General features: G+C 71.3%; 18 protein-coding genes. 5 read left to right on the forward strand and 13 right to left on the reverse strand.

Annotated elements, in window-relative coordinates:
- Positions 1-24: 24 nt before the first annotated feature.
- From ACFOSY_RS17320 to ACFOSY_RS17345, 6 genes are all read right to left on the reverse strand, one after another.
- Entirely contained in the window at positions 25-249 is a 225-nt protein-coding gene (locus ACFOSY_RS17320) for a hypothetical protein (protein WP_394307706.1), read from the reverse strand.
- Between the two features lie 157 nt (positions 250-406).
- Positions 407-3,340, reverse strand: coding sequence for a hypothetical protein (locus tag ACFOSY_RS17325; RefSeq protein ID WP_394307707.1), 2,934 nt, complete (start codon positions 3,338-3,340; stop codon positions 407-409).
- Positions 3,337-4,461 carry an ATP-binding protein gene (locus ACFOSY_RS17330; RefSeq protein ID WP_006130682.1) on the reverse strand — a complete coding sequence of 375 codons (1,125 nt, stop codon included), beginning with the start codon at positions 4,459-4,461 and terminating at the stop codon, positions 3,337-3,339. Before ACFOSY_RS17330 ends, ACFOSY_RS17325 begins: the two co-directional genes overlap by 4 nt.
- Before the next feature lie 81 nt (positions 4,462-4,542).
- Positions 4,543-5,976 (reverse strand): vWA domain-containing protein, encoded by a 1,434-nt coding sequence (locus ACFOSY_RS17335; RefSeq protein ID WP_394307708.1) that lies wholly within the window; start codon positions 5,974-5,976, stop codon positions 4,543-4,545.
- Positions 5,973-7,364 (reverse strand): hypothetical protein, encoded by a 1,392-nt coding sequence (locus tag ACFOSY_RS17340; RefSeq protein ID WP_394307709.1) that lies wholly within the window; start codon positions 7,362-7,364, stop codon positions 5,973-5,975. The genes ACFOSY_RS17335 and ACFOSY_RS17340 overlap by 4 nt, the downstream gene beginning before the upstream one ends.
- Positions 7,364-7,891 carry a hypothetical protein gene (locus ACFOSY_RS17345; RefSeq protein WP_394307710.1) on the reverse strand — a complete coding sequence of 176 codons (528 nt, stop codon included), beginning with the start codon at positions 7,889-7,891 and terminating at the stop codon, positions 7,364-7,366. The genes ACFOSY_RS17340 and ACFOSY_RS17345 overlap by 1 nt, the downstream gene beginning before the upstream one ends.
- Before the next feature lie 443 nt (positions 7,892-8,334).
- On the opposite strand from ACFOSY_RS17345, the gene ACFOSY_RS17350 reads away from it, so the two are divergent.
- Entirely contained in the window at positions 8,335-9,999 is a 1,665-nt protein-coding gene (locus ACFOSY_RS17350; RefSeq protein WP_394307711.1) for a phosphodiester glycosidase family protein, read from the forward strand.
- Between the two features lie 57 nt (positions 10,000-10,056).
- Here ACFOSY_RS17350 and ACFOSY_RS17355 read toward each other — a convergent pair whose 3' ends face one another.
- The gene (locus ACFOSY_RS17355; RefSeq protein ID WP_394307712.1) at positions 10,057-10,383 is read right to left on the reverse strand and encodes a hypothetical protein; all 327 of its coding nucleotides are present in this window, start codon (positions 10,381-10,383) and stop codon (positions 10,057-10,059) included.
- A 305-nt stretch (positions 10,384-10,688) separates the two neighbouring features.
- On the opposite strand from ACFOSY_RS17355, the gene ACFOSY_RS17360 reads away from it, so the two are divergent.
- Complete coding sequence (locus tag ACFOSY_RS17360) at positions 10,689-11,762, forward strand: alpha/beta hydrolase (protein ID WP_394307713.1); 1,074 nt, start codon at positions 10,689-10,691, stop codon at positions 11,760-11,762.
- A gap of 8 nt (positions 11,763-11,770) precedes the next feature.
- Here ACFOSY_RS17360 and ACFOSY_RS17365 read toward each other — a convergent pair whose 3' ends face one another.
- Positions 11,771-12,496, reverse strand: coding sequence for a TioE family transcriptional regulator (locus tag ACFOSY_RS17365; protein ID WP_394307714.1), 726 nt, complete (start codon positions 12,494-12,496; stop codon positions 11,771-11,773).
- Positions 12,497-12,566: 70 nt separating this feature from the next.
- Between ACFOSY_RS17365 and ACFOSY_RS17370 the strand changes: the two genes are divergently transcribed.
- Together ACFOSY_RS17370 and ACFOSY_RS17375 are read left to right on the forward strand one after the other, a co-directional pair.
- Positions 12,567-13,772 (forward strand): erythromycin esterase family protein, encoded by a 1,206-nt coding sequence (locus ACFOSY_RS17370; protein ID WP_394307715.1) that lies wholly within the window; start codon positions 12,567-12,569, stop codon positions 13,770-13,772.
- 231 nt (positions 13,773-14,003) lie between these two features.
- A complete protein-coding gene (locus ACFOSY_RS17375; protein ID WP_394307716.1) occupies positions 14,004-14,306 on the forward strand; it encodes a hypothetical protein in 303 nt (100 codons plus the stop codon).
- Between the two features lie 147 nt (positions 14,307-14,453).
- Here ACFOSY_RS17375 and ACFOSY_RS17380 read toward each other — a convergent pair whose 3' ends face one another.
- The 5 genes from ACFOSY_RS17380 to ACFOSY_RS17400 form a co-directional block, all read right to left on the reverse strand.
- Positions 14,454-15,407, reverse strand: coding sequence for a hypothetical protein (locus ACFOSY_RS17380; RefSeq protein WP_394307717.1), 954 nt, complete (start codon positions 15,405-15,407; stop codon positions 14,454-14,456).
- Positions 15,404-16,204 carry a protein phosphatase 2C domain-containing protein gene (locus ACFOSY_RS17385; protein WP_394307718.1) on the reverse strand — a complete coding sequence of 267 codons (801 nt, stop codon included), beginning with the start codon at positions 16,202-16,204 and terminating at the stop codon, positions 15,404-15,406. Before ACFOSY_RS17385 ends, ACFOSY_RS17380 begins: the two co-directional genes overlap by 4 nt.
- A 287-nt stretch (positions 16,205-16,491) precedes the next feature.
- A complete protein-coding gene (locus ACFOSY_RS17390) occupies positions 16,492-17,157 on the reverse strand; it encodes a vWA domain-containing protein (RefSeq protein ID WP_394307719.1) in 666 nt (221 codons plus the stop codon).
- 37 nt (positions 17,158-17,194) lie between these two features.
- Positions 17,195-17,689 carry a hypothetical protein gene (locus ACFOSY_RS17395; RefSeq protein ID WP_394307720.1) on the reverse strand — a complete coding sequence of 165 codons (495 nt, stop codon included), beginning with the start codon at positions 17,687-17,689 and terminating at the stop codon, positions 17,195-17,197.
- Positions 17,686-19,125 carry a hypothetical protein gene (locus tag ACFOSY_RS17400; RefSeq protein ID WP_394307721.1) on the reverse strand — a complete coding sequence of 480 codons (1,440 nt, stop codon included), beginning with the start codon at positions 19,123-19,125 and terminating at the stop codon, positions 17,686-17,688. Before ACFOSY_RS17400 ends, ACFOSY_RS17395 begins: the two co-directional genes overlap by 4 nt.
- Positions 19,126-19,615: 490 nt before the next feature.
- Here ACFOSY_RS17400 and ACFOSY_RS17405 point away from each other — a divergent pair, with 490 nt between their 5' ends.
- Positions 19,616-20,728: an ADP-ribosylglycohydrolase family protein gene (locus tag ACFOSY_RS17405; protein ID WP_394307722.1), complete on the forward strand. Its 1,113-nt coding sequence runs from the start codon at positions 19,616-19,618 to the stop codon at positions 20,726-20,728.
- Positions 20,729-20,924 lie beyond the last annotated feature (196 nt).

The raw sequence follows: 20,924 nt of genomic DNA on the forward strand, positions 1-20,924 counted from the left end.
GACGGCCGGCCGGCTCCCTCCGTCTCACTTGTTGCGCGAACGGATGGCCACTGCCACTCCGATCGAGACGATGACACCGACCACGGCCACCCAGACGGCCGGCTTCAGGCCTGCCACCATGCCGAAGGCACCGATGAGCACAAGGCCGATCCCAGCGACCACGGCGATCCGCAATCCAGCAGCAGCCACCGCTCGTCCGGCCTCGTCGCCGTGGCCCAGCACGTTTCCTCGATCGTTACCAGTGTCCACGCGCCCTCCTTCTGCCAGGCCTCCCCGTACGCGGACGTTGCTGCTGATGGAGTCCAACGTGCCCGCGGGTCCGCGGATGAATCCGGTGTCGCTGCCGTTACCCGTGAAGGGGACGTCGATGCCGGCCCCCCGGTCCAAGAGGGGCCGGCATCTGCCGTCACCTGTCGGCGAGCAACGGCTCCAGCGCCTGGGCCGTCGCCGGATGGCGAAGCGTCAGCGCCGCCCCCGCCACCGCGGTGTCGCCCGCCGCTGCCCAGGCACCCTCGCACCCGAGCAGCTCCGCCACCGCGTCGCACGTCGCCGGGTGCGCCGACAGCAGAGCCGCGCCCGGCCGGGCGGGTCCGGCGTGCTGCTGCCAGCCGTCCTCGCAGCCCAGCAGCTCCGCCACCCCGTCGCACGTCGCCGGATGGGCGGCGAGCAGTGCGGCGCCCACCGGGGCCGTGGCCGTGCGCTGCGCCCGCGGGGTCGCGAAGGGGTCCTGCTGGGGCATCCGCCACGGCGGTATCCACGCGTCCAGGGCCGGCAGCCGGCCCGGGAAGATCCGGCCCGCCTCGCGGATCAGCAGCGGGGCGAGGTCGGCAGCGCCCTTGCGCAGCGTGGTGATCAGGAGCGGCAGCCACGGGAGCAGCACCGAGTCCGGCAGACGCCCGAACGCGTTCGACACCGCCTCCACCACCACGTCCGCCAGCCCCGGCACCGGCTCCAGCGCGTGCACGAAGCCGTTCAGGTAGCGCGGGTAGGAGGGCACCACCAGGGGGTTGTCCAGCAACTCTGCGCACCGGGACCGCAGCTCCGCGCGCGACAGGGTGCCGAGCTGGACCTGCGCCGCCCACAGCAGCGCCGTCTTCGACGGGTCCTCCGGGTGCGACTGGGCGACCGCCAGCTCCAGCTGCGTACGGTCGCAGCCCAGCGACAGCGCGAGGCTCTCCATGCTGAACAGGAAGCCCAGCATCGCCGCGACCTGCCCCACCGTCGCGTCCTCGTCCCGGAACGCCGTCGGCAGCAGCGTGCAGTAGTGCGCGTACCCCGTCTTCACGAAGGACTCGATCCACGCCGGGAGTTCCGGCCGGCTCGTGCGGTAGTACGCCAGCAGCGCCCGGGCCCGGCGCAGCACCTCCGGCGCCCCGTCGACGCTGCGCTCCGCGGCCAGCACCTTCAGCGCGTGGGTGCCCAGCTCGTCCGCCAGGCGCCCGCTGCGGAGGTACAGCAGGGTGTCCTCGACGGCCGCCAGCACTCCCGCCGTGGTAGCCCGCGGCCCGTACGCCTCGCGCCGCAGCCGCTGCTCCAGGACCTGTTCAAGGCTGACGCCCTCGTAGCCCAGCTCGATCAGCGCCCGCTGGTGGGTGCCCAGCGCCAAATCCCAGGACTCCTGGATCGACCGCTCACCGAGCCGCCGCTCACCCATGATCGGGCGGGCCGCGGCCGCCGGCATCAGCCGCCGCAGCATCCACAGCACGTCCGAGCACGCCTCCAGCTCCGGCCGCCCGGCGATGTCCAGCAACGCCCGCTGCACACCGCGCTGTTGCAGCTTCAGCCCGAGCGGCTCCAGCCGGTCGTACACGTCCCGGGCGAGCGGCGGCAGTGCCTCGTAGCCCACCTGGCCGATCCGGTCGCCGCCCATCATGATCTCGACGAGCCGGCGCACGTCCCGGCGCCCGGGCACGCTGTCCTTCTCGATGCAGGTGACCGCCGCGTCCTGGAAGTCGTACGGGGTCGGCTTCGCCCGGTCCCGCATCCCCGCGAGCAGGATCGACGTCTCGAACACGGCGATGGCGTCGGCGGTCGACGCGAGGTACCCGTTGCGCCGGGCCGCCCGCACGATGTCCACGGACCAGCCGAGCAGTTCCGCCTCGTCCAGGGCGTCCAGCACGGGCGGCTGGTGCAGGAAGCCGGTCAGCCGGTCCGTGGCGGGCGCCTGGGCGGCGGACCCGGCGGCGGGCAGTGCCTTCTTCGCGCGGGACTTCCGCGCGCCCGCCTGGCCCTCCAGCCGGTACGGCCGCACCCGCGTCCGCGTCAGGCTCTTCTGCCACTGCGTCGCCGCGATCGACACCGAACCCGCCGCCAGCCCGAACTGCGCCTCGATCGCCGTGTGACTCGACGGGATCAGCCCGTACTGCCAGGTGGTCGCCGTACGCGGGGAGATCGTGAACGCGCCCGAGCGGCCGGCCACGCCGAACTCCTCCACCCGGCTGGCCGCGTGGAACGCCCCGCACACGTACAGGCAGTCCTCCGGGTCCGTGCCCGTCGCCGCCAGGTGCTCACGCATCCGCGTCCACATGTACCGCTCGCGGTCCTCGTCCACCCGGACCCGGTCGCCGTCGCCCGGCGCGAGCCGCCGGAACAGGCTGCCGATGAGGAACATGACCTGGCGGTAGGTGTCGTGGTCGCTGTCACCGAGCGGCACCTCCACGTACTGGTGCCACCACTCCGACCAGTGCCGCACCTTGCCGTGGCGCAGCAGATGCTCCTCCAGCTCCGCGAAGCGCGGGCGCAGGTCGCCGATCTCGACGCCGACCGCCTCGCCGTGCAGCGCGGCCTCCTCGGACTTCGGCGCCTCCTCCGCCTCGGCCGGGGACCCGTCGGTCTCCGTGGCTTCCGAGCCGCCCGCCCGGTCCCACTGGAAGACGTGGTCGGAGGAGCGGTCGACCAGGACCAGCTCCACGCCCGGGGTGTCCAGGGCGTAGGCGATGGCCTGGTACTCGGCGGACGCCTCCGTGATCGGCGCGACGACCGACAGCGGGGCCCACTCCTGGGGGAAGCCGTTGATCTCGCCCGCGAACGCCTGCACCGCGACGGGGAGCCGGCAGTTGCGCAGCTCGGTGAGCAGCGGAGCCATGTCCTCGCACAGCTCCAGGTACACCACCTTGGGCTGCTTCTCCCGCAGCCGGCGTGCCATCGCCAGCGCGGAGGCGGGGGAGTGGTGGCAGACCGGGAAGATTTCCAGCGGCTCGCGCACCGCCCGGTCGACGTCGTCCACCATGCCCAGGAGGATGCCCTCCAGGGCGTCGGGCCCGCCCGCGAACTCGGTTGCCGCCCCTTGTAGTTGCGTACGCAGCGCGGTGAACACACCGCTCTCCTGGGGCCCGCTCACGACAGGGTGGCGATCGCGTCGCGGCCGCCCTCGAGGAACTCGGGCCAGGCCCCGCCCTGCTCCTTGCTGCGCGGCTCGACGACCCCGTGCAGGTACTTGTTGAGTATCGCCAGGTCCTCCGGCTCGCGCCGGGTCAGCGAACCGACCAGCGACGATGCCAGAGTGCGGGCGGTCAGGGCGCGCTCACCGAAGAAATTGCTGTGCAGCACGGCGTCCTCCAGCACACCGATCTGCTCGGCCGTCGACAGCGCGGACTCCAGCTTCTCGTCGTCGCTGCCGGCCGCCGCGGCGGAGGCCCGCAGGTCGGCGAAGCTCTGGAGCAGCACATCGAGCAGCGTCGGCGGCACGTCCAGGTCGATCGCGTGCCGGCGCAGCAGCTCCTCCGTGCGGAAACGGACGATCTCCGCCTCGCTCTTCTTGTTCGTCACCACCGGGATGCGGACGAAGTTGAAGCGGCGCTTCAGCGCGGACGACAGGTCGTTGACGCCCCGGTCGCGGCTGTTGGCGGTGGCGATGATGGAGAAACCGGGCTTGGCGAACACGATGTTGTCGTCGCCGCCACCGCTCTCCAGCTCCGGAACGGAGATGTACTTCTCGGAGAGGATCGAGATCAGCGCGTCCTGCACGTCACTCGTGGACCGGGTCAGCTCCTCGAAGCGGCCGATGGAACCGGCTTCCATCGCCGTCATGATCGGCGAAGGGATCATCGACTCACGCGACTGGCCCTTGGCGATCACCATCGACACGTTCCACGAGTACTTGATGTGGTCCTCGGTGGTGCCGGCCGTGCCCTGTACCACCAGCGTGGAGTTGCGGCAGATCGCCGCCGACAGCAGCTCGGCGAGCCAGCTCTTGCCCGTGCCGGGATCACCGATGAGCAGCAGGCCGCGGTCGGAGGCCAGGGTGACGATCGACCGCTCCACGAAGCTCCGGTCGCCGAACCACTTCTGGGAAATCTCACGGTCCAGTCCGTCGGCCCGCTCCGAGCCGAGGATGAACAACCGCACCATCTTCGGCGACAGCCGCCACGAGAACGGCTTGGGGTTGTCGTCGATCGACTCCAGCCAGTCGAGCTCCTCGGCGTACTTGATCTCGGCGGGGGCGCGCAGCAGTTCGGACATGAGGGATGAGCCTTTCCAGGTAAGGGTCGCGTGGTCGCGAAAGTGACGAGGTGAGACGTCAGTGAGCCGTCAGGGAGACGGTCACGTCAGGAACGACTTGAGCTCGTGCACGAGCTTCTTGATGTGGCCGGATATCACCGGCGTGCCGAGGTCCTTGAACTTCTCCCGGAACCACGGGTTGACACTGCCGCGGCCGGAGCTGGTCACCGATCCCACCGGGATGAACTTCGCCCCGGAACGGTGAATGGCGGCCATGCTCTCGAACAGCTCCTCCGTGCGCCATTCGTAGAAGTCGGAGATCCACACCACGACGGTGTTGCGCGGCTCGGCGATCTTCGGCTGGGCGAGCGCCATGGCGACCGTGCCGTCCGTCCCGCCGCCGAGCTGGGTGCGCAGCAGCGTCTCGAACGGGTCGTGCGCCCAGGGCGTCAGGTCCAGCGCCTGCGTGTCGTACGCGATCAGGTGCACGTCGACCTTCGGCAGTCCCGCGAAGATCGACGCCAGGATGGTGCAGTTGACCATCGAGTCGACCATGGACCCCGACTGGTCCACCACGACGATGAGTCGCTGCGGGGTCGTCTTGCGGCTGGTGTGCCGGTAGTAGAGCCGGTCGACGTAGAGCCGCTCGCCCTCCGGGTCCCAGTTGGTGAGGTTCTTCCAGATGGTGCGGTCCAGGTCGAGATTGCGGAAGACGCGCTTGGGCGGCACGGACCGGTCCAGCTCACCGACCGTCGCCTTCTCCACCTGCGTGCGCAGCACCTCGGTGACCTCGTCGACGTAACGCCTGATCAGCGCCTTGGCATTGGCGAGGGCGACGCCGGACAGGTTGTTCTTGTCGCGCAGCAGCTGCTCGATGAGCGACATGCTCGGCGTCAGCCGCGAGGCGAGCGCGGGATCGGCCAGCACCTCGCGCAGATGCATCCGCTGGACGAGACCGGCCTCGACCGCGCCCAGCTCCGGGCCGATCTCCGGGATCAGCCTGCTCAGGTCGGGCGTGGGCGAGCCGACACCGGTGCCCGTCGGGCTGACGCCTCCGCCGGCGCCGCTGCCTCCGCCCCGGCCTCCGCGCAGGTCACCGGGCCGGCAGCCCAGCGCCCGCTCCAGCCAGCCGGCGTCGGACTGCCAGCGGGCCAGCTGCTCGGCGGTGACCGTGCCGCTGCCGGTCGCGAAGACGTTGAGCAGCACCTTCGACGCCAGCGCCGCCCGCCGCACCTCGGCGGCCCGGTCCCGCGCGCCGTCCGCGTCCGGCTCGGGCGTCATCAGGCCGTCGAACTCGGCGGCCAGGTCCGGATGCCGCTGCACGACCGAGTCGACGGACGCGCCCGGATCCAGCAGCGCCACCGGCAGACCGATGTCCTCGACCACGGCGACGCTCGCCGACTCCAGGGACGCCTGCTCCTCCGGGTCGAAGAGGCGGGCCAGGAGCCGCCAGTACAGGACCTGCCGCCGGTTCTCGTCCGCGTCGGGGGCGGGTGCTCCCTCGCCTCCCGCGCCGACGCCGTTCACCTCGCTCATTTCCGCAGCAGCCTTCCCGCGCGCTCGCGCAGCACGGTGACGGCGTCGGTCGCCGCCTTCTCGGCCCGTACGCCCGCCTTGTCGGCGGTGCCCCCGGCCCAGGCGCCCGCGTGCACGGCGACGGGCTTCTTCCGCACCGTCCGCTCGACGGCCAGCGGCTGGAGCAGGAACTCCCCGGCGTCCCAGCGCAGCAGGCCGAGACACGCCCCGGACGAGGCGACGGCCTCCGCGGTGAGGGGCCCGGCGGCCGGCACCCGCACGGTGTCGACGGCGAGGCGCTCCCCGGCGGCCCGGAAGGCGAGCCCGTCGTCCTCCTTCTCGACGGTGTACCCCTCGAGCAGCACGGGCACGGCGATCCGCGCCGGATGCCGGTCGACCGGCGTCACGGGGGCGGCCGTCGCCGTGGGCAGAGCCACCCGCGCCGTGGCGAAGGCGTCGGCGGGCTCGCCCGGCGTGGCGCGGGCGTCGTCCCAGATCAGGTCGCCCTCCGCGGTGACCGGCATGGCGTCGAGCTCCATGGCGCGTCCCTCGCTCACTGCGGCCAGCACGGACATGTGCGGCCGCAGCAGCTGCCACAGCCCGGCCCCGACCACGGTGTCGGGCTTCGGCACGGACACGCCGGCCCGCACCAGCCGCGGCGTCGTGCCGTCCGTCGGCTCGAACACCGCGTGCACCTGCGCCTGCACGGCCGTGGCGTGCTCGTGCAGGTCGACACCGAGCGGCAGCAGACGACCCGTGACCTCCGTGACGGCGGCCGTGCGGTCCGCGCCGGGCAGCGTCAGCAGCATCGCCCGCGACCACAGGTCGGCCCACCGGCGGACCGGAACCCGCTCCAGCGTGGCTCCGGGGCAGGACGCGGCGAGCTCCGCGGCGAACCCGTCGAGCAGCGTCGCGAGCCGCCGCAGCGCCGGCTCGGGAAGCATCGCCGTCACCACGGGAGCGGCGCCGCCGACCAGTTCGTGATCGATGCCCTGCCACCCGGCCCGCGCCAGGTCGCACAGCCAGCCGCGCGCCGCCGCCAGCAGGTTCACCGGGTGCTCCGCGCCCGCTCCCGGGACCGGGGCCTCCTCGGCACGCGGCCGCCCGACCGCCTCCTCGACCCGCTCGACGAGCGCGTCGTGCACGGAGCCCAGCAGCGCGGTGCGCGCGGCGGCGAGCATCAGGAAGTGGTCCTCGTCCGCGGCGCCCGCGGCGGTCTTCTCGGCGGCCTCGGCGGTGCGCCCGGCCAGCGGCGACCCGGCGACGGCGTCCGCGAGCCCGGCGAGACCGGCGGCCTGGGCCGGCTGCGGACGCAGCAGCCCGCCGACGAGCACCTGGTCGAATCCGTCCACGGCGGCGAGGGCCTCGTCCAGCCCGTCGACGGCATCGGTCAGCAGATCCACCCGCATCACGCCACCGCCCCGGTCGTCGGGAACCAGTGCATCTCCGGCAGGGGAGCGGTGCTCGGCGCGAACTCCAGATAGGCCAGATGGCGCAGGAACCGGCTGAACACCTGGGCCGCGGCCGACTTGTCGCCCTGGGCGGGACGCGTGGACGTCATGGCGAACGTGAGAGTGTGCGCGTCGGCCCCCTCACCGGAGTCACCGGAGACGTCCACCTTCAGATACCGGCCGACGCGCTCCGCGCCGTACTGCAGCACGGCTTCGCCGATCAGCGCCCGTATGTGGTTGCAGAACGCGCCGCGCGCCCCGCCGCAGGGCCGGTTGTTGTTGGTGCTGCACGAGAACGCGTACGTCCCCGCCTCCACCGACGACACGTACACCCGTCCGATGTCGGAGCCGCTGGACACGACCCCCTGCAACCGCCCGTCCGCCAGTTCGACGAACGGCACCTTGGCCAGCTTCCGCGGCCGCGCCGACGGCACCACCCGCACCGTGCTCGACCTCTCCCAGACCGACAACGCACCATCTCCCATGCATGCGAAAGGGGATGTCCTCGCCGGACCGGCGGGACGCGAAGAAATCTATCGACGGCCACTGACAACGGTGCGCGGCTGTGGACAAGTGCGGGCTGTGGACAAAACCGAGGCCCCGGACGGAGGCGGGGCTGTGGACGAAACCGAGGCCCCGGACGGAGGCGGGGCTGTGGACGAAACCGAGGCCGCGGACCGACGCGAGGTTGTGGACACATGCGGGAGACACCCCGCCGCATGTAGTCTGACCGGCCGATCGTCCGGCCAACTGTTCTCCCGACACTCCTCCTTGACGCGTGTTCCAACAGGTCGATACTTGTCCAGCGTGCGTTAAGTGACTGTTCGTGACGCCGTCAGCACAGGGCGAGAACGTGACGCATGTTCCCACCGAGGCTTCGCTCCAGGAGCGACGCGAGCAGGCTCGACGCGCGAGAGGGCGGTCAAGGATGACGAAGAAGAGACTGTGCTGGGCGGCTGCCGCTCTGGGAGTCGCCCTGGCGGCCACCGGACTCCCGGGCCAGGCGTTCGCCGAGCCCCGGCCCTCCAACGCCCGCACCACACTTCCGTCGGGCTTCCTCGACCTCACCGCCGCCCGCGCCGCGCTGCCGCTGGGTCTCTCCGGCCTCGCCGAGACCCGCAGCACGCAGACCCTGCAGCCCGGCCTCACCCTCACCCGCATCGTCCGCGGCGCCGTGGACCAGAAGCACCGCTGGACCGTCGAGGCGTCCATCCCCGGCGGCGACACCTCCCCCGACCCCGACGCCCCGCCGACCGCCCTCAAGGACAAGGCCAGCGCCGACGAACTCGTCGCCGGCCTGCGCGGCGACGGCTTCGACGCGCGGGCCGAACGGGTGACGACGCCGCGCACCGCCGACTACGCGGGCGGCACGCTCGGCTGGCGCGTGCGCATCGGCAGCTTCACCTCCCAGGCCGCCGCGACGACCGAACGCACCCGGATGATCAACGCCGGCTACTCGGGCTCGGTCACCTACACCGGCTGGGACGGCGCGACGACGGACCGCGGCCCGTGGCGCCTCGACGTCCTCACCATCGACCCGCGCACCTTCCGCGGCGCCCTGGACGCCTCCTACGGCCCCGACATCGAGAACCGCGAGACCGTCAGCGCCCTCGCCGCCGACGCCGGCGCCGTGGCGGCGGTCAACGCGGGCTTCTTCGTGCTCGACCCCCGCTCCGGCGCACCCGGCGATCCGGCGGGCGTCGGCGTCTACGACGGGCGGCTGCTGAGCGAGACGGTGGGCGGGCGGCCCGGGTTCGTCGTCCAGGACGACGGCCGGCGGACGCAGGTCACCCGCCTCACCTGGGAGGGAACGGTCTCGGCGAACGGCACCTCCCTGCCCCTCAACGGCGTCAACCGGGTACCCGGCCTGATCCGCAACTGCGGCGGCGGGGAGGGCGACAGCCCCACCTCCCTGCCCCTGCACGACGTGACGTGCACCAACCCCGACCAACTCGTGGCGTTCACCCCGGAGTACGGCGCGAGCACCCCGCTGGGCGAGGGCGTGGAAGCCGTCCTGGACAGCACGGGCCTCGTACTGGAGCTGCGCACCGCCCGCGGCGGCTCCCTCCCGCCCGGCGGCAGCTCGATCCAGGCGACCGGCAGGCATGTGGCCGCGCTGACGGCCCTGGCCCGCCCCGGTACGCGCCTGAGCGTCGAGACGACCCTCCGCGACGACCAGGGCGACCCCGTGACGCCCGGCCCCGGCACGGACATCGTCAACGCGGGCCCGGAACTGGTCCGAGACGGAAACATCCACATCACGCCGGCGACCGACGGCATGGTGCACCCGGGCAACCCCAGCTGGTACTACGGCTGGGTCCACAAGCGCAATCCCCGCACCCTCGCCGGCACCGACGCGGCCGGCCGTACCGTCCTGATCACCGCCGACGGCCGCAGCACCAACTCCCTCGGGCTGAGCATCACCGAGAGCGCGAAGGTGGCCCGTTCCCTCGGCCTGCGGGACGCCGTCAACCTCGACGGCGGCGGATCGACGACGATGGTGGCCAACGGCCGGGTGATCAACGCCCCGTCCGACGCGGCGGGCGAACGGCCGGTCGGAGACGCGCTGCTGGTCCTGCCGCGCAGGAGCTGACGAGCGTCGTGGGCGTGTACCGGAGGGGCAGTTCCGGCGGCTGCCCCTCCGACGCCTTCATTCCTCGAGGGTCCAGGCCGGTGATCCGGGTGGAGGAGCCGGCCGCACCTTGAGCGCGGAGACGTCGATGACCTCGTCCTCGCCCCCAGAGGGCAGACGGCCTGCCGAGTCGGGGAAGTAGTAGAGCCCGTACGCCCAGTACTCGGGGTACTCATGACACATCAGGTCGGGGTAAGGAGAGATGTCGGCGTCCTCGTACCGCTCGTTGATTCTCGCCACCGCTTCCGAACGGGATATCCCGAATCGGGAGACCATCTCGTCCGCGATATGCCGGAAGTATTCCAGCATTCCGTCGTCGAGGTGCATCAGGAATTCTGCGGTCATGATGACGAGGGGCCCACCCTTCGATGGATCGAGTTGGAGAACACTTCGGCCGCGCGTTCGCCGAAGATGGCGATCTGGTGTCCTTCGAGCACGGGTGGTTCCCTTCCCTGAGGAACCCGCACGTGAACTTAGATGGCACAAGAGTGCGGGGAAAAGCTGCTCGGGGACGATCGCATCCACGCGCCGAGAGCGGAACAGCGTGACGGTGAGCACCAGGACGGCCGAGTCGTGGACTGTTGCGTACCGCTACCTGTGGTGGATGCTGCCGGAGTGCAAGGTGAGCAGAGCCTTTTGTCCATCCGTTGATGCAGCGACGAACCGCACCGCAGGGAGCCGCCGTGACCGCCGTTGTGACCTTCCGAGCTCGTGTCCGCCTCGTCCTGGCCGCCTTGATCCTCGCGCTCGTGCCGACCACACCGACCCTCGCCGCCCCCGCCCCCGCCTCCGCCGACGTGTCCGAGGATCGTGCCCCGGGACAGGGTGAGTCGGGGCGACAGGGCGCCGAAGTCGTGGCGGTCACGCAGGTCGCCGAGCGCCAGGTGGACCTGTCGGTCCGCTCGGCGGCGCTCGGCGGCCGCACCGTCAAGGTACGCCTGCTGACCCCCGATGGCTGGAACCCCGCCGACAGACGCCAACACTGGCCCACCTTCTGGCTGCTGCACGGCTGCTGCGGCGACTACACGTCCTGGACGTCGATGACGGACGTCGCCGAGACCGACAGTCTGCGCGACGTGCTCGTGGTCATGCCGGAGGCGGGCTGGAACGGCTGGTACAGCGACTGGTGGAACTACGGCGAGGGCGGCGACCCCGCCTGGGAGACCTTCCATACGGTCGAACTGCGCCAGCTCCTCGAACGTGACTGGGGCGCCGGCCGCAACCGCGTCGTTGCCGGGCTGTCGATGGGCGGCCAGGGCGCCCTCCTCTACGCCGCCCGCCACCCCGGCATGTTCAAGGCGACCGCCGCCTACTCCGGCTCCGCGCACCCGCTCCTCAACGACGAGTCGGTCGACCGCATCCTGGGCCTGTTCGCCGGTCAGGGCAACGACCCCCTCCGCGTGTGGGGCGACCCGGTCGCCCAGCGCCGCATCTGGCAGGCCCACGACCCGTTCCACCTGGCCAAGCGCCTCAAGTCCCTGCCCGTCTACCTGTCCTGCGGCGACGGCACAGCGGGCCCGCTGGACACGCCGGGCGCGTCGAGCGCCCTCGAGGCCGACTTCAACCGCCAGAACCACGCTCTCGCGGCCGAGTTGAAGCGCGTGGGCGCCAAGGACCTCACCACCCACTTCTACGGCGCCGGCACGCACACGTGGCGCTACTGGGAACGCGAACTGCACGCCTCCCTGCCGATGCTGCTGGGCGCGCTGGGTGTGAAGGGCTGAGGCGGAACTCAGCCCCGCTCCACCAGATACGCGTCCAGCGCGGCGGCCCCGCGCAGCATCGCCCGGCCGCGGTCGGACAGCCGGCCACGCCAGTCACGTAGAGCGCCCTCGAGAGGTTCGAGGCCGCCGGCTGTCCGCACCTGGGTGATCAGCGGCGCGATCCGCTCGAGGAGGTAACCACCGCGCCTGAGCTGATGCACCAGGTGCGCGTCCCGTACGTCGGCCGGGTCGTACACGCGGTACCCGGTCACGGGGTCGCGCCGCGGACGTACGAGCCCGGCGGCCTCCCACTTCCGCAGGGTCGCCGGACGAACGCCCAGCTCCTCGGCCAGCGGCCCGATGAACATCTGCCGGAAGCCGGCTGAATCGGTGCCCGCCGATTCTCCTGTGAGCCCGCGCAGGGCGTCCTCCACGGCTCGCAGGGTGCGCCGGTCGTGCAGCAACCGGGCGTGACTCTCGTCGATGAGCTGGAAGGCCTCGTCGACGGCGTCCCGGTTCACGGCCTGCATGACCACCGTCGCCGTCGCGTGCCCGTGCCCCGGCACGAGGGCGAGGAACGCGGCCAGCGCCCGCTCGTGCAGAGGGGTGTAGACGCGGTAGCCGGAGGCCGTTCGCTCGGCTGTCGGGAGGATGCCGGCCTCTTCGTAGTTCCTCACCGCCTGGGTGGACAGACCGTGCCGACGCGCCAGGTCCACCGGCCTCAGCTTGCCACTCGTTTGAAGGTTCCGACTCACGGTGCCAACAATATAGCGAGAGAACCACACCCGAACTTTCAACCGAAAGTTCAACGATACCGTTGAAGGCATGGAAACCGGCATCAAGGAATTCGCCCGTCCCGTCGAGGCGTCGGCAATCATGGAACTGCTTCCGTCCCGCCCCCGCGTACTCGCCCTCGGCGAGCCCACACACGGCGAGGACACCCTCCTGGACCTGCGCAACGCGCTCTTCCAGGAGCTGGTGGAACAGGAGGGCTACCGGACGATCGCGCTGGAAAGTGACTGCCTGAAGGCGCTGATCGTGGACGCGTACGTCACCTCGGGCGAGGGCTCACTCGACGACGTGATGCGGCGCGGCTTCAGTCACGACTGGGGCGGCTCGCAGGCCAACCGCGAACTGGTGCGCTGGATGAGCGAGTTCAACGCGGAGCGACCGGCGGACGACCCCGTCCGCTTCGCGGGTATGGACGGCCCGCTGGAGATCACAGGCGCCGAAAGCCCGCGCCGGGCCCTCACCGCGCTGCACGCCCACCTGGCCGCCCACGTCGACGCGGACCTGCTGCCCTGTACGGCGGACAGGCTCGACGAGCTGCTCGGCGCCGACGCGTCCTGGACCGACCCGGCGGCCATGACGGACCCGTACCGGTCCATCGGCCGTACACAGCAGGCGCGCGAACTGCGCCTGCTCGCGGACGACATGGTGACCCTGCTGGAGACGCAGGCGCCGCACCTGGCCGCGGCGTCCTCGCCGGCCGACCGGGACCGCGCGCATCTGTACGGACGTACCGCCGTCGGCCTGCTGCGCTACCACTCCTGGATGGCGGACACCTCACCGGCTCGCATGGCCCGCCTGCTCGCCACGCGGGACGGGATGATGGCCGGCAATCTCCTCGCCCTCGCCGGACGCGGCTCCGTGCTGGTCTTCGCCCACAACAGTCACCTGCAACGGGACAAGAGCGCGATGAGCATGCGGGGACACCCGAAGGTGGAGTGGTGGAGCGCCGGGGCCCTGGTGAGCACCCGCCTCGGCGACCGGTACGCCCACCTGGCGACCGCGCTCGGCACGCTGCGGCACCACGGCGTCGACACCCCGCCCCCGGACACGGTGGAGGGCATCCTGCACGCCGTGCCCGATCCCCAGTACGTGATCGACGCGGCTCAACTGGCCACGTCAGCAGGCGACACGCACGCCGTCCCCCGCGTGTCCCCGTACTTCGGCTACGCCCCGCTCGACCCGTCCCACCTGCCCCGCATCGACGGGGTGGTGTACGTGAGGCACGTTCCGCGCGACTAGAGTCGCGGGGACGGCGCGTACGACGGTCTCGCCCCGTCCGGAGGGGAGGCGACCGCACCGTTGTTCGCACTACCGGCATTCGCTGTGTCCCTGGTCTGCGCGGTCGCCGTACTCATCTCGGCGGCACGCGTCACCGCGATGGCGCTACCCGGCCGGCCCCAGCCCTGGGCCGAACACCTATTGCGCCGGACCGCGACAGCGTTCGCATGGGCCGCCGGTGCTGTCTACTCCATGGGACTGGCCGGTGTGCTGTGGTCGGAGGCGGAGGTCGGTGACGGCGCCGACTCGACCCCCGCGCCGGCCTGCCGCATGGGCTTCGACCCGGAGACGATCGAGGGCCTCACCCACCACCGGGCCTCCTACCTGCCCCTCCGCTTCGACTGCGTACGGGCGGACGGAAGCGTCTACGTCAGCGATCCCGACCTGGTGTGGATGAACTGGACGGCGGTCGTCCTTGCCCTGACCGCGGCCCTGCTCTTCATCGGGATGCACTATCGGGTGGAGCTGGCCGCTCGAAGGACGGCGGTACGGTGACGCCGCCGCGCCCGCGTTCGCCGAGGTCGGCGTCTGCCCGCGGCAGTGTGCGAGGTTCCCGGCACGACACACCCTGCGGCGACCGTCGTGCGGGGACATTCGCTCCCGTCGGCCGCTTGACGCCGTTCCCGCCAACAGCGTCCCGCACTACCGCACCGGACCCCGCAGATCGATCGGCGTCCGGTTGCGTACCCCGTCAAGGACCGAGTGGTCGACGGCAGGCCGGGGCCGGGGTGTTGCCGCGGTGAGCGTGATGACGCCGCGGTCGCCCAGCGCGATCCGCCACTCGCCCGGCCGGGGCCGGTTGCCACGCTCGCCGGCGGCCTGCGCGAAGAGCCTGCGCACCCCGGCACTCTGCCGGTCGTCGAGGCAGCCGGGGACAAGCTCCAGGTCCTGCCCCGGTCTGACGTACGGCTGCCGGGCGACGATGCGCCCCGCCACCAGGGCGGTCTTGTAGGCGTCCGTGTCCACCGTCGCATCGGTGGAGGGTGTGAGCGGGTCGTCCCAGTCCGGAGTGGCGGCCTGGGCCTGGACCGCCGCGCGTCCCACCCGGCGGAAGCCGTCGCAGTCCAGGAAGTGGACGGCGGGCTCGGGGGAGAGCGACCACAGGACGTTGGCCTGCGAGATGTCACCGATCACGAGTCCGGCGTCGTGGAACCAGCCGATGGCCTCGACGCAGGCCAGCGCGAGTGCCCTGCGCTGCTCCGGGGTCGGCTGGGCGACGTCCCGCCAGGCCGCCTTGGGCGGGCGGATCAGGTACTGCAGCTCGAGGAGTTTCGTCGCCCCCGTCGCGGTGCGCCACGTCATGGGGGCGGGGGCCCGCCTCATGAGGAAGCCGAGCGTCCGGCCGCCCTCGACGACACGGCACAGGGGCCAGGCGGCAAGGGCGTCCAGGCGGCTCCGGTCCGCCTGACCGAGACCCTGCCGCAGCCCGACCAGGTCGGCGAGGGCGGTGCCGTTCACCTTGGACGGGTCCTTGTACTCCTTGAAGAGGAGCGGGCCGCCCGTGACCGCGTACACGTCTCCCTGGCCGCCGCTGCCGATCCGCTGATCCAAGGTGAGCGACGACCGTGCGACGTCGGCCCCGTCCTCCGCGCTCATGCCGGCTTCTCCCACACACAGATGACGGTCCGGTCGTCGTCGTAGGACTTGGCCCGCGTCTGCGCCTGCCACAGGAAGTCGGACAGCGAAGGCACCTCGGGTCCGCCCCACGCGTGCGCGAGGTACTGGGCGAACTCGGGATTCTTCTGGGTGAGCGGGTTGGTGATGCCGTCGGTGCCCAGGAGCAGGACCTCGCCCGGGGTGGTGTGCAGCAGCTTGGCCTTGACGCTGCGGTAGGCGTGCGGAAGGGCTTCGGTACGGGTGTCCAGAAGATTTCCGTCGTCCACCGGACTGCCCGATTCCCACCGGCCCTCCCGCAGCACGTACAGACCGCCGTCCCCCACGCTGAACACGACGCGCTCGCGGATGCGGGCATCGGTCGGTATCAGCAGGACGTGCAAGGTGGTGGCGTGCTCCTGGCCGATACGCAGCTCGCCGACCGCGCCGGCGATCGCCTTGTTGGCGATCGCGCGGAGTTCGCCCTCGTCGTGGGCGATCAGTGCCGCGTGGATGTTCTCCGCCTCCCGGTCCAGGTGGAGAGCCGCCTGGCGGGTGACACGGTAGGAGCCGATGTGCGAGTACGTCGCGGAGCCCACTCCGTCGGCGACCGCCAGCAACAGCAGTTCAGCCTCCGGCGGACCGACGCGCGTCACCGTCATGGCGTCCTGGCGACAGGTGCCCTCCCAGTTGTGGGAGTCACCACGCACGGACGTGGCCCGCACCGTCAGCTGTCCGACCTCGGCCCCGTCCAGCAGCACCGCCGGGGTGAAGGCCGCGAATTCGTCGCCACCTCGCACGGACGGGCACCCCAGAGGATGGGGCGGATAGCTGGGCGGCCGTTGGCCGACGTGCGCGGGCACCCCGCGCACCGAAGGGTCTTCGGGTTTCGAGAGGGATACGGACGACATGAGGTGCTCCCTCACCGCGGGCGCGAGCTGCTCCGCGGAAGCGGATCCGCCCGTGCCCATGTCGTGGAAGTTGACGCCGTCGGGCAGGCCGAGGTCTTCGTCGAGACCGTGACCGGGGGCGGTTGCGCCACCGCTCGTCGCCTCGTCGCGGGCTTCTCCGTGATGCATCGGGCCGCTCACAGCTTGTCCAGGGAAAGGCTGGTGAAGCCGGGCACCTGCTCGTCCACCTGGAGCTGGAAGCCCTCTCCGCCCTGTGCGGCCATGCTGGTCGCCGAGCTGACGATGGACCGGGTGAGGCTGGAGGCGAACTCCCGCAGGGCGACGGCCGGGGAGATGGAGTCGCTCTGCTGGATGAACGCCTTGAAGTTGGCCACTTCGGTGATGGTCGCGGCGTCGGCGTCGCTGATCCCGAACGCGATGATCTTCGGCGCGTAGCGGAACCCGTTCAGGTCGGCGAGGGCGGTGCGCCAGCCCTCGTCCGTGGGGATGCCGTCGGAGAGGAAGAACACCACGGGCCGGTACACGTCGTGGCCTTCCGCCTTCAGCGCGGCGACGTCCTTCTCGACGGTGTCCTTCAACAGCCGGAAGGCGGCGCCGAACGAGGTCACGCCGCCCGCCGACAGGGACGGCAGCTGCGTCAGCTCGCTCAGGTCGGCGAGCGGCTGCAGCACGGACGCCTGCGTGGAGAAGCCGATGAGCGCGAAGCGGGTCTTGTCCGCCACGCTCGGATTGGTACTGATCTCGTGATGCAGTTCCGGCAGCGCCGAGTTGATGGCGTCGACGCCGTCACCGGCCATGGAGCCGGACTCGTCGCACACCAGGTAGAAGGGAAGGATCTGCATAGATGTGCTCTCCTGAGCTCGTGGGACGGCGGGGCCGTCACCGGGTGTAGAAGTAGATCTCCAGGTCGGCCGAGCCCGAGGGGCCGCCGTTCCAGAAGTCCCGCGTGGTCGCGTCGGTGAACATGTCCGGACGCGCCTTCCGAAGCGCCTTGTTCACCTCCCGCGCGTACGCCTGGCCGTCACTCGGCTCCGACGCCTGACCGAAGGTCAGGACGATGGCGGCTTCGCGCCCTTCGTAGCGAGTGGTGGCGGCACGGAGCTTTTCCACCATCCGCGTGGTGTCACCGGCCGCCGCGGTCAGCTGGACCTTCACCGGCTTGCGTGCCACGGACCGCGGCCCCGTCGGAGTGGGACTCGGTTCGGGCGACGGTTCGACCGCGGCGGGTTTCGAGGGCTTGGCGTCGGCCCGTGCGGCGAGCGGGTCACCGCGGTCTCCCATGGACACCAGGGCGAGCACGAGCAGCATGTCGGCGAAGAGCCACCCGGCCAGGTGAAGCGGGGTGAACCGGAAACGCCTCTTCAGCGCACTCACAGGTCCCGTCCGCTTCCTGCCTGCAGTGTCTCGGCCTGCCGCAGCTCGCTCGCCGCGCGCCGCTGGGCCGCCTGGGCGCCCAGGCGGGCGGCCTCCGCCTCGCTGCGCGCCGCCTCCGCCTGACCGCGTGCGGTCTCCGCCTCGATCCGTGCCGCCTCCGTCTCACGGAGCGCCCGTTCCAGGACGTCGGTGACCGCGACGAAGCGGTCCGTCGCCTCCTGGACGGCGCGGCTGCGCGCCTCGATGCCGAGCAGGGCCTCCCGTGAGGCTTCGGCGGCCTCGCCGGTCCGGTCGGCCACCGCGCCCAGGTCGTCGAGCAGGCGGCCGTTGACGTCAGCGACGACCTCGATGCCGGTGGTGAACCCGCGCTGGGAGGCGGCCAGTACGGTCAGGGATTCCTCGACCTGCCGGGCCGCGTCCGACAGAGCGCCGCGCACGCGGTCGCCGTTGTCGCCGACCGCCGTCTCCAGCCGGTCCGCGGCACGGGACAGGACATCACGCATGTCGTCGCCGGCCGTACGCAAGTCCTCCAGCGCCTTGTCCAGGACGCCGGTCTGCCCGCTGACGGCGTCGGCCAGGCGGCGGCCCGCCTCCGTCAGCGGGTCGTCCAGGCCCCGGACGGCGGCCTGAATGGCCGCGCCGCTGTCCCGGACGGTCTCCTCGATCCGCAGCACCACCTGCTCGATGGGCCGTACGTACGCCTCCGCCTGGGAGAGGCGCTGCTCCGCCTTGTCCGCGGCCTCGCCCACCAGTTCCGCGGCCCGGGTGAGCGCCTCCTGCGTGGTGATGGCCTTGGAGTGCATCCGCTGCAGCCGGCCGGCCGCCGAGTTGAGCTCCGCGGCGAAACGCTGCGGTGAGGCGAACCGGTGCTCGTTGAGGGAGAGCTGCGCACGGGTGAGAACGGGGACCAGGCGGGCCAGAGCCGCACGAGCACGCTCCCGCACCTCCTCCTCGCGACGCTCGGCACGTGTGCGCCGGTAGCCGTGCACGGTCGTGAGGACGAACAGCATCACGAGGGCGAGGCACCCGAACACGGCGACATGGCCGAAGCGGTACGCGTCGCTCAGATGCCCGTCGAACCCGGACTGCCACAGCTGAAGGAAGGGCCGGCCGGCGGCCTTGGGATCGTCCCCGGTGAGCGCCCCATAGGCACTCGACGCCTGCCACAGACCGAACCAGGTGAAGAGCAGCGGCAGGAAGACCAGGGCTCCCAGAACCCAGTCCAGCACGGAGTCGAACCGTTCGCCCCGGCCGGCGTCCACCGGTTCGGCGACACTCTCGGGCCGGGCGAAGTGGGCCATCAGGTCGAGGTCGGCCCACGCGTCGAGGGCGTCCACGTCGGTGGAGTCCAGCGCGTGCGCCAGCGCGCGCAGTTCTTCGGCGCGCGGGGCGAGCGCGGGGTCCTGCGCGACGTCCTCGAGGTGACGTGCGGTCACCCCTTTGTCGGTGTGTGTCCCGGTGAACATTTCCCACCCTTGCCCGGTGTAGCCGGGACTTCGTACGAATGCGAGCGTGACGGAGGACAGAGCGATGGCATGCCAGGCGCACCCCTGCCGCGCAGAAGAAGTGAAGAGAATCTTCACGTTCTCTTCACCGATCACGTCATGATAGGCGATGATCGCATGGTGTCTACGGTGTGGCGTGATGCATCTATGCAGGTCAATGGGGTAATGGGGTGCGCGTCGAGCGGCGACGGCAGGTGGGGTCTGCCATGCACAAAGTGCACACCGTGTCCGGTGACAGGATGACCTATGTGCGTTGGCGATGTCAACGCGCCAAGGTGTTGCCTCCGTCCAGGCGTGTGTACTCTTGCCGGACGAGCTTCTGCGGCGGGAGGAGTGACACCGTGCTGGGAGTTACCCCCTCAACTGCGTGGTCACCGCCTCGGCATTCGACAACTGCCCCTCGAGAAGAAGGCAGGCTGTCATGGCCGACGAGCAGGATCGACGAACGAAGTTCTGGAGACTCGAATACCGGCTGAGGGGGATGATGCTCGGCCTTGCGCTCGGGGACACGGTGGGGGCGGCTCGGGGTGAGCCGCCGGCCAACGGTCCGTTGCGCGCCGGTGTCAGCACACAACTGGCCTGCTTCACCGCCGAGGGCGTCATCCGGGCGATGATGCGTATGGCACACAAGGGCATCTGCCATCCGCCGTCGGTGGTCCTGCACGCCTACTGCCGGTGGGCGGCGCTGCAGGGCATCGAAACGGAGAGGATGCGGCGTCGCTGGGCCTCCGTGACCGAGGCTGAGTGGCCGGACGGCTGGCTCGCTGGTGTGCCCGTACTGGCCGAGAGGCGGGGCAGCGCACCGGCGACGGTGGCCGCCCTGTCCCGGATCGGCGAAGGTTTCGAACAGACGGCCACGCGCAGCCGAGGCTGCCACGCGCTGACACGGGCCCTTCCGATTGCGGCGATCGGGAGCGAGGGAGCCGCACTGGCCGGTGAGACCGCTGCTCTCACACACGGTGACCCAGCAGCCAGGTCCGCCACTGTCAAAGTGACCGCGCTGCTCCATCACTGCATGACTGACTCCCTTGAGGAGACCCACCTTTCCGATGGCGCCGGCCAGCTGGTGAAGGGGACCCTGCGCCGAGGTATCGCCACGCTCCCAACAGCGGGCCGCGGCGGGGTCGGTGACGAGGACGGCCACCTCATGGGGGTGTTCCAGTGCGCCGTCGACCAGCCCGCGGAGCCGGGGCTGCTCGGCCGGCTCGCGCCGGACGCCACCGCGCCGTCTGCGTTGTACGGCGGCCTTTACGCCGCAGTGTCCTTCCCTCAACGAACCGACTTCGCTGCCGCACTGCAGTTCGCGGCGGGAGCGCCGGACGGCGACTCCGTCGCATGCGTGACGGGCGCGCTGCTGGGCGCCGTACACGGGGTCGAGGCACTGCCCGTAGGACTGGTGAGCCGTCACGAACTGTCCTGGGTGCTGGACACCTTGGCGCGTGACCTGTTGCTCGAGCTCTTCGAGTCACCCAGCGGCGGTGAGTACGTCGCAGGCTGGGACCCGCACTGGCGGAGCCGTTACCCCGGTTGGTGATGTCCGCCGGACCTAACGAGTGCAGGAACCGAGCACTGCCCACGGTGAGGTCACACCACCGCTCGAGCAGCGCGGCCACGCAGGCCGCGGTGCGTTCGAGCCGGGACTTTCGCACATCGCACCGACACCCTGCCTCTCGCCGGGCGCGCGTATCTGGCCTGCCCCGCCTGCGACGAGCCGTACCGTACACGAGGAG

The sequence above is a fragment of the Streptomyces lusitanus genome (assembly GCF_042647945.1).
GTDB classification, from domain to species: domain Bacteria; phylum Actinomycetota; class Actinomycetes; order Streptomycetales; family Streptomycetaceae; genus Streptomyces; species Streptomyces pseudogriseolus.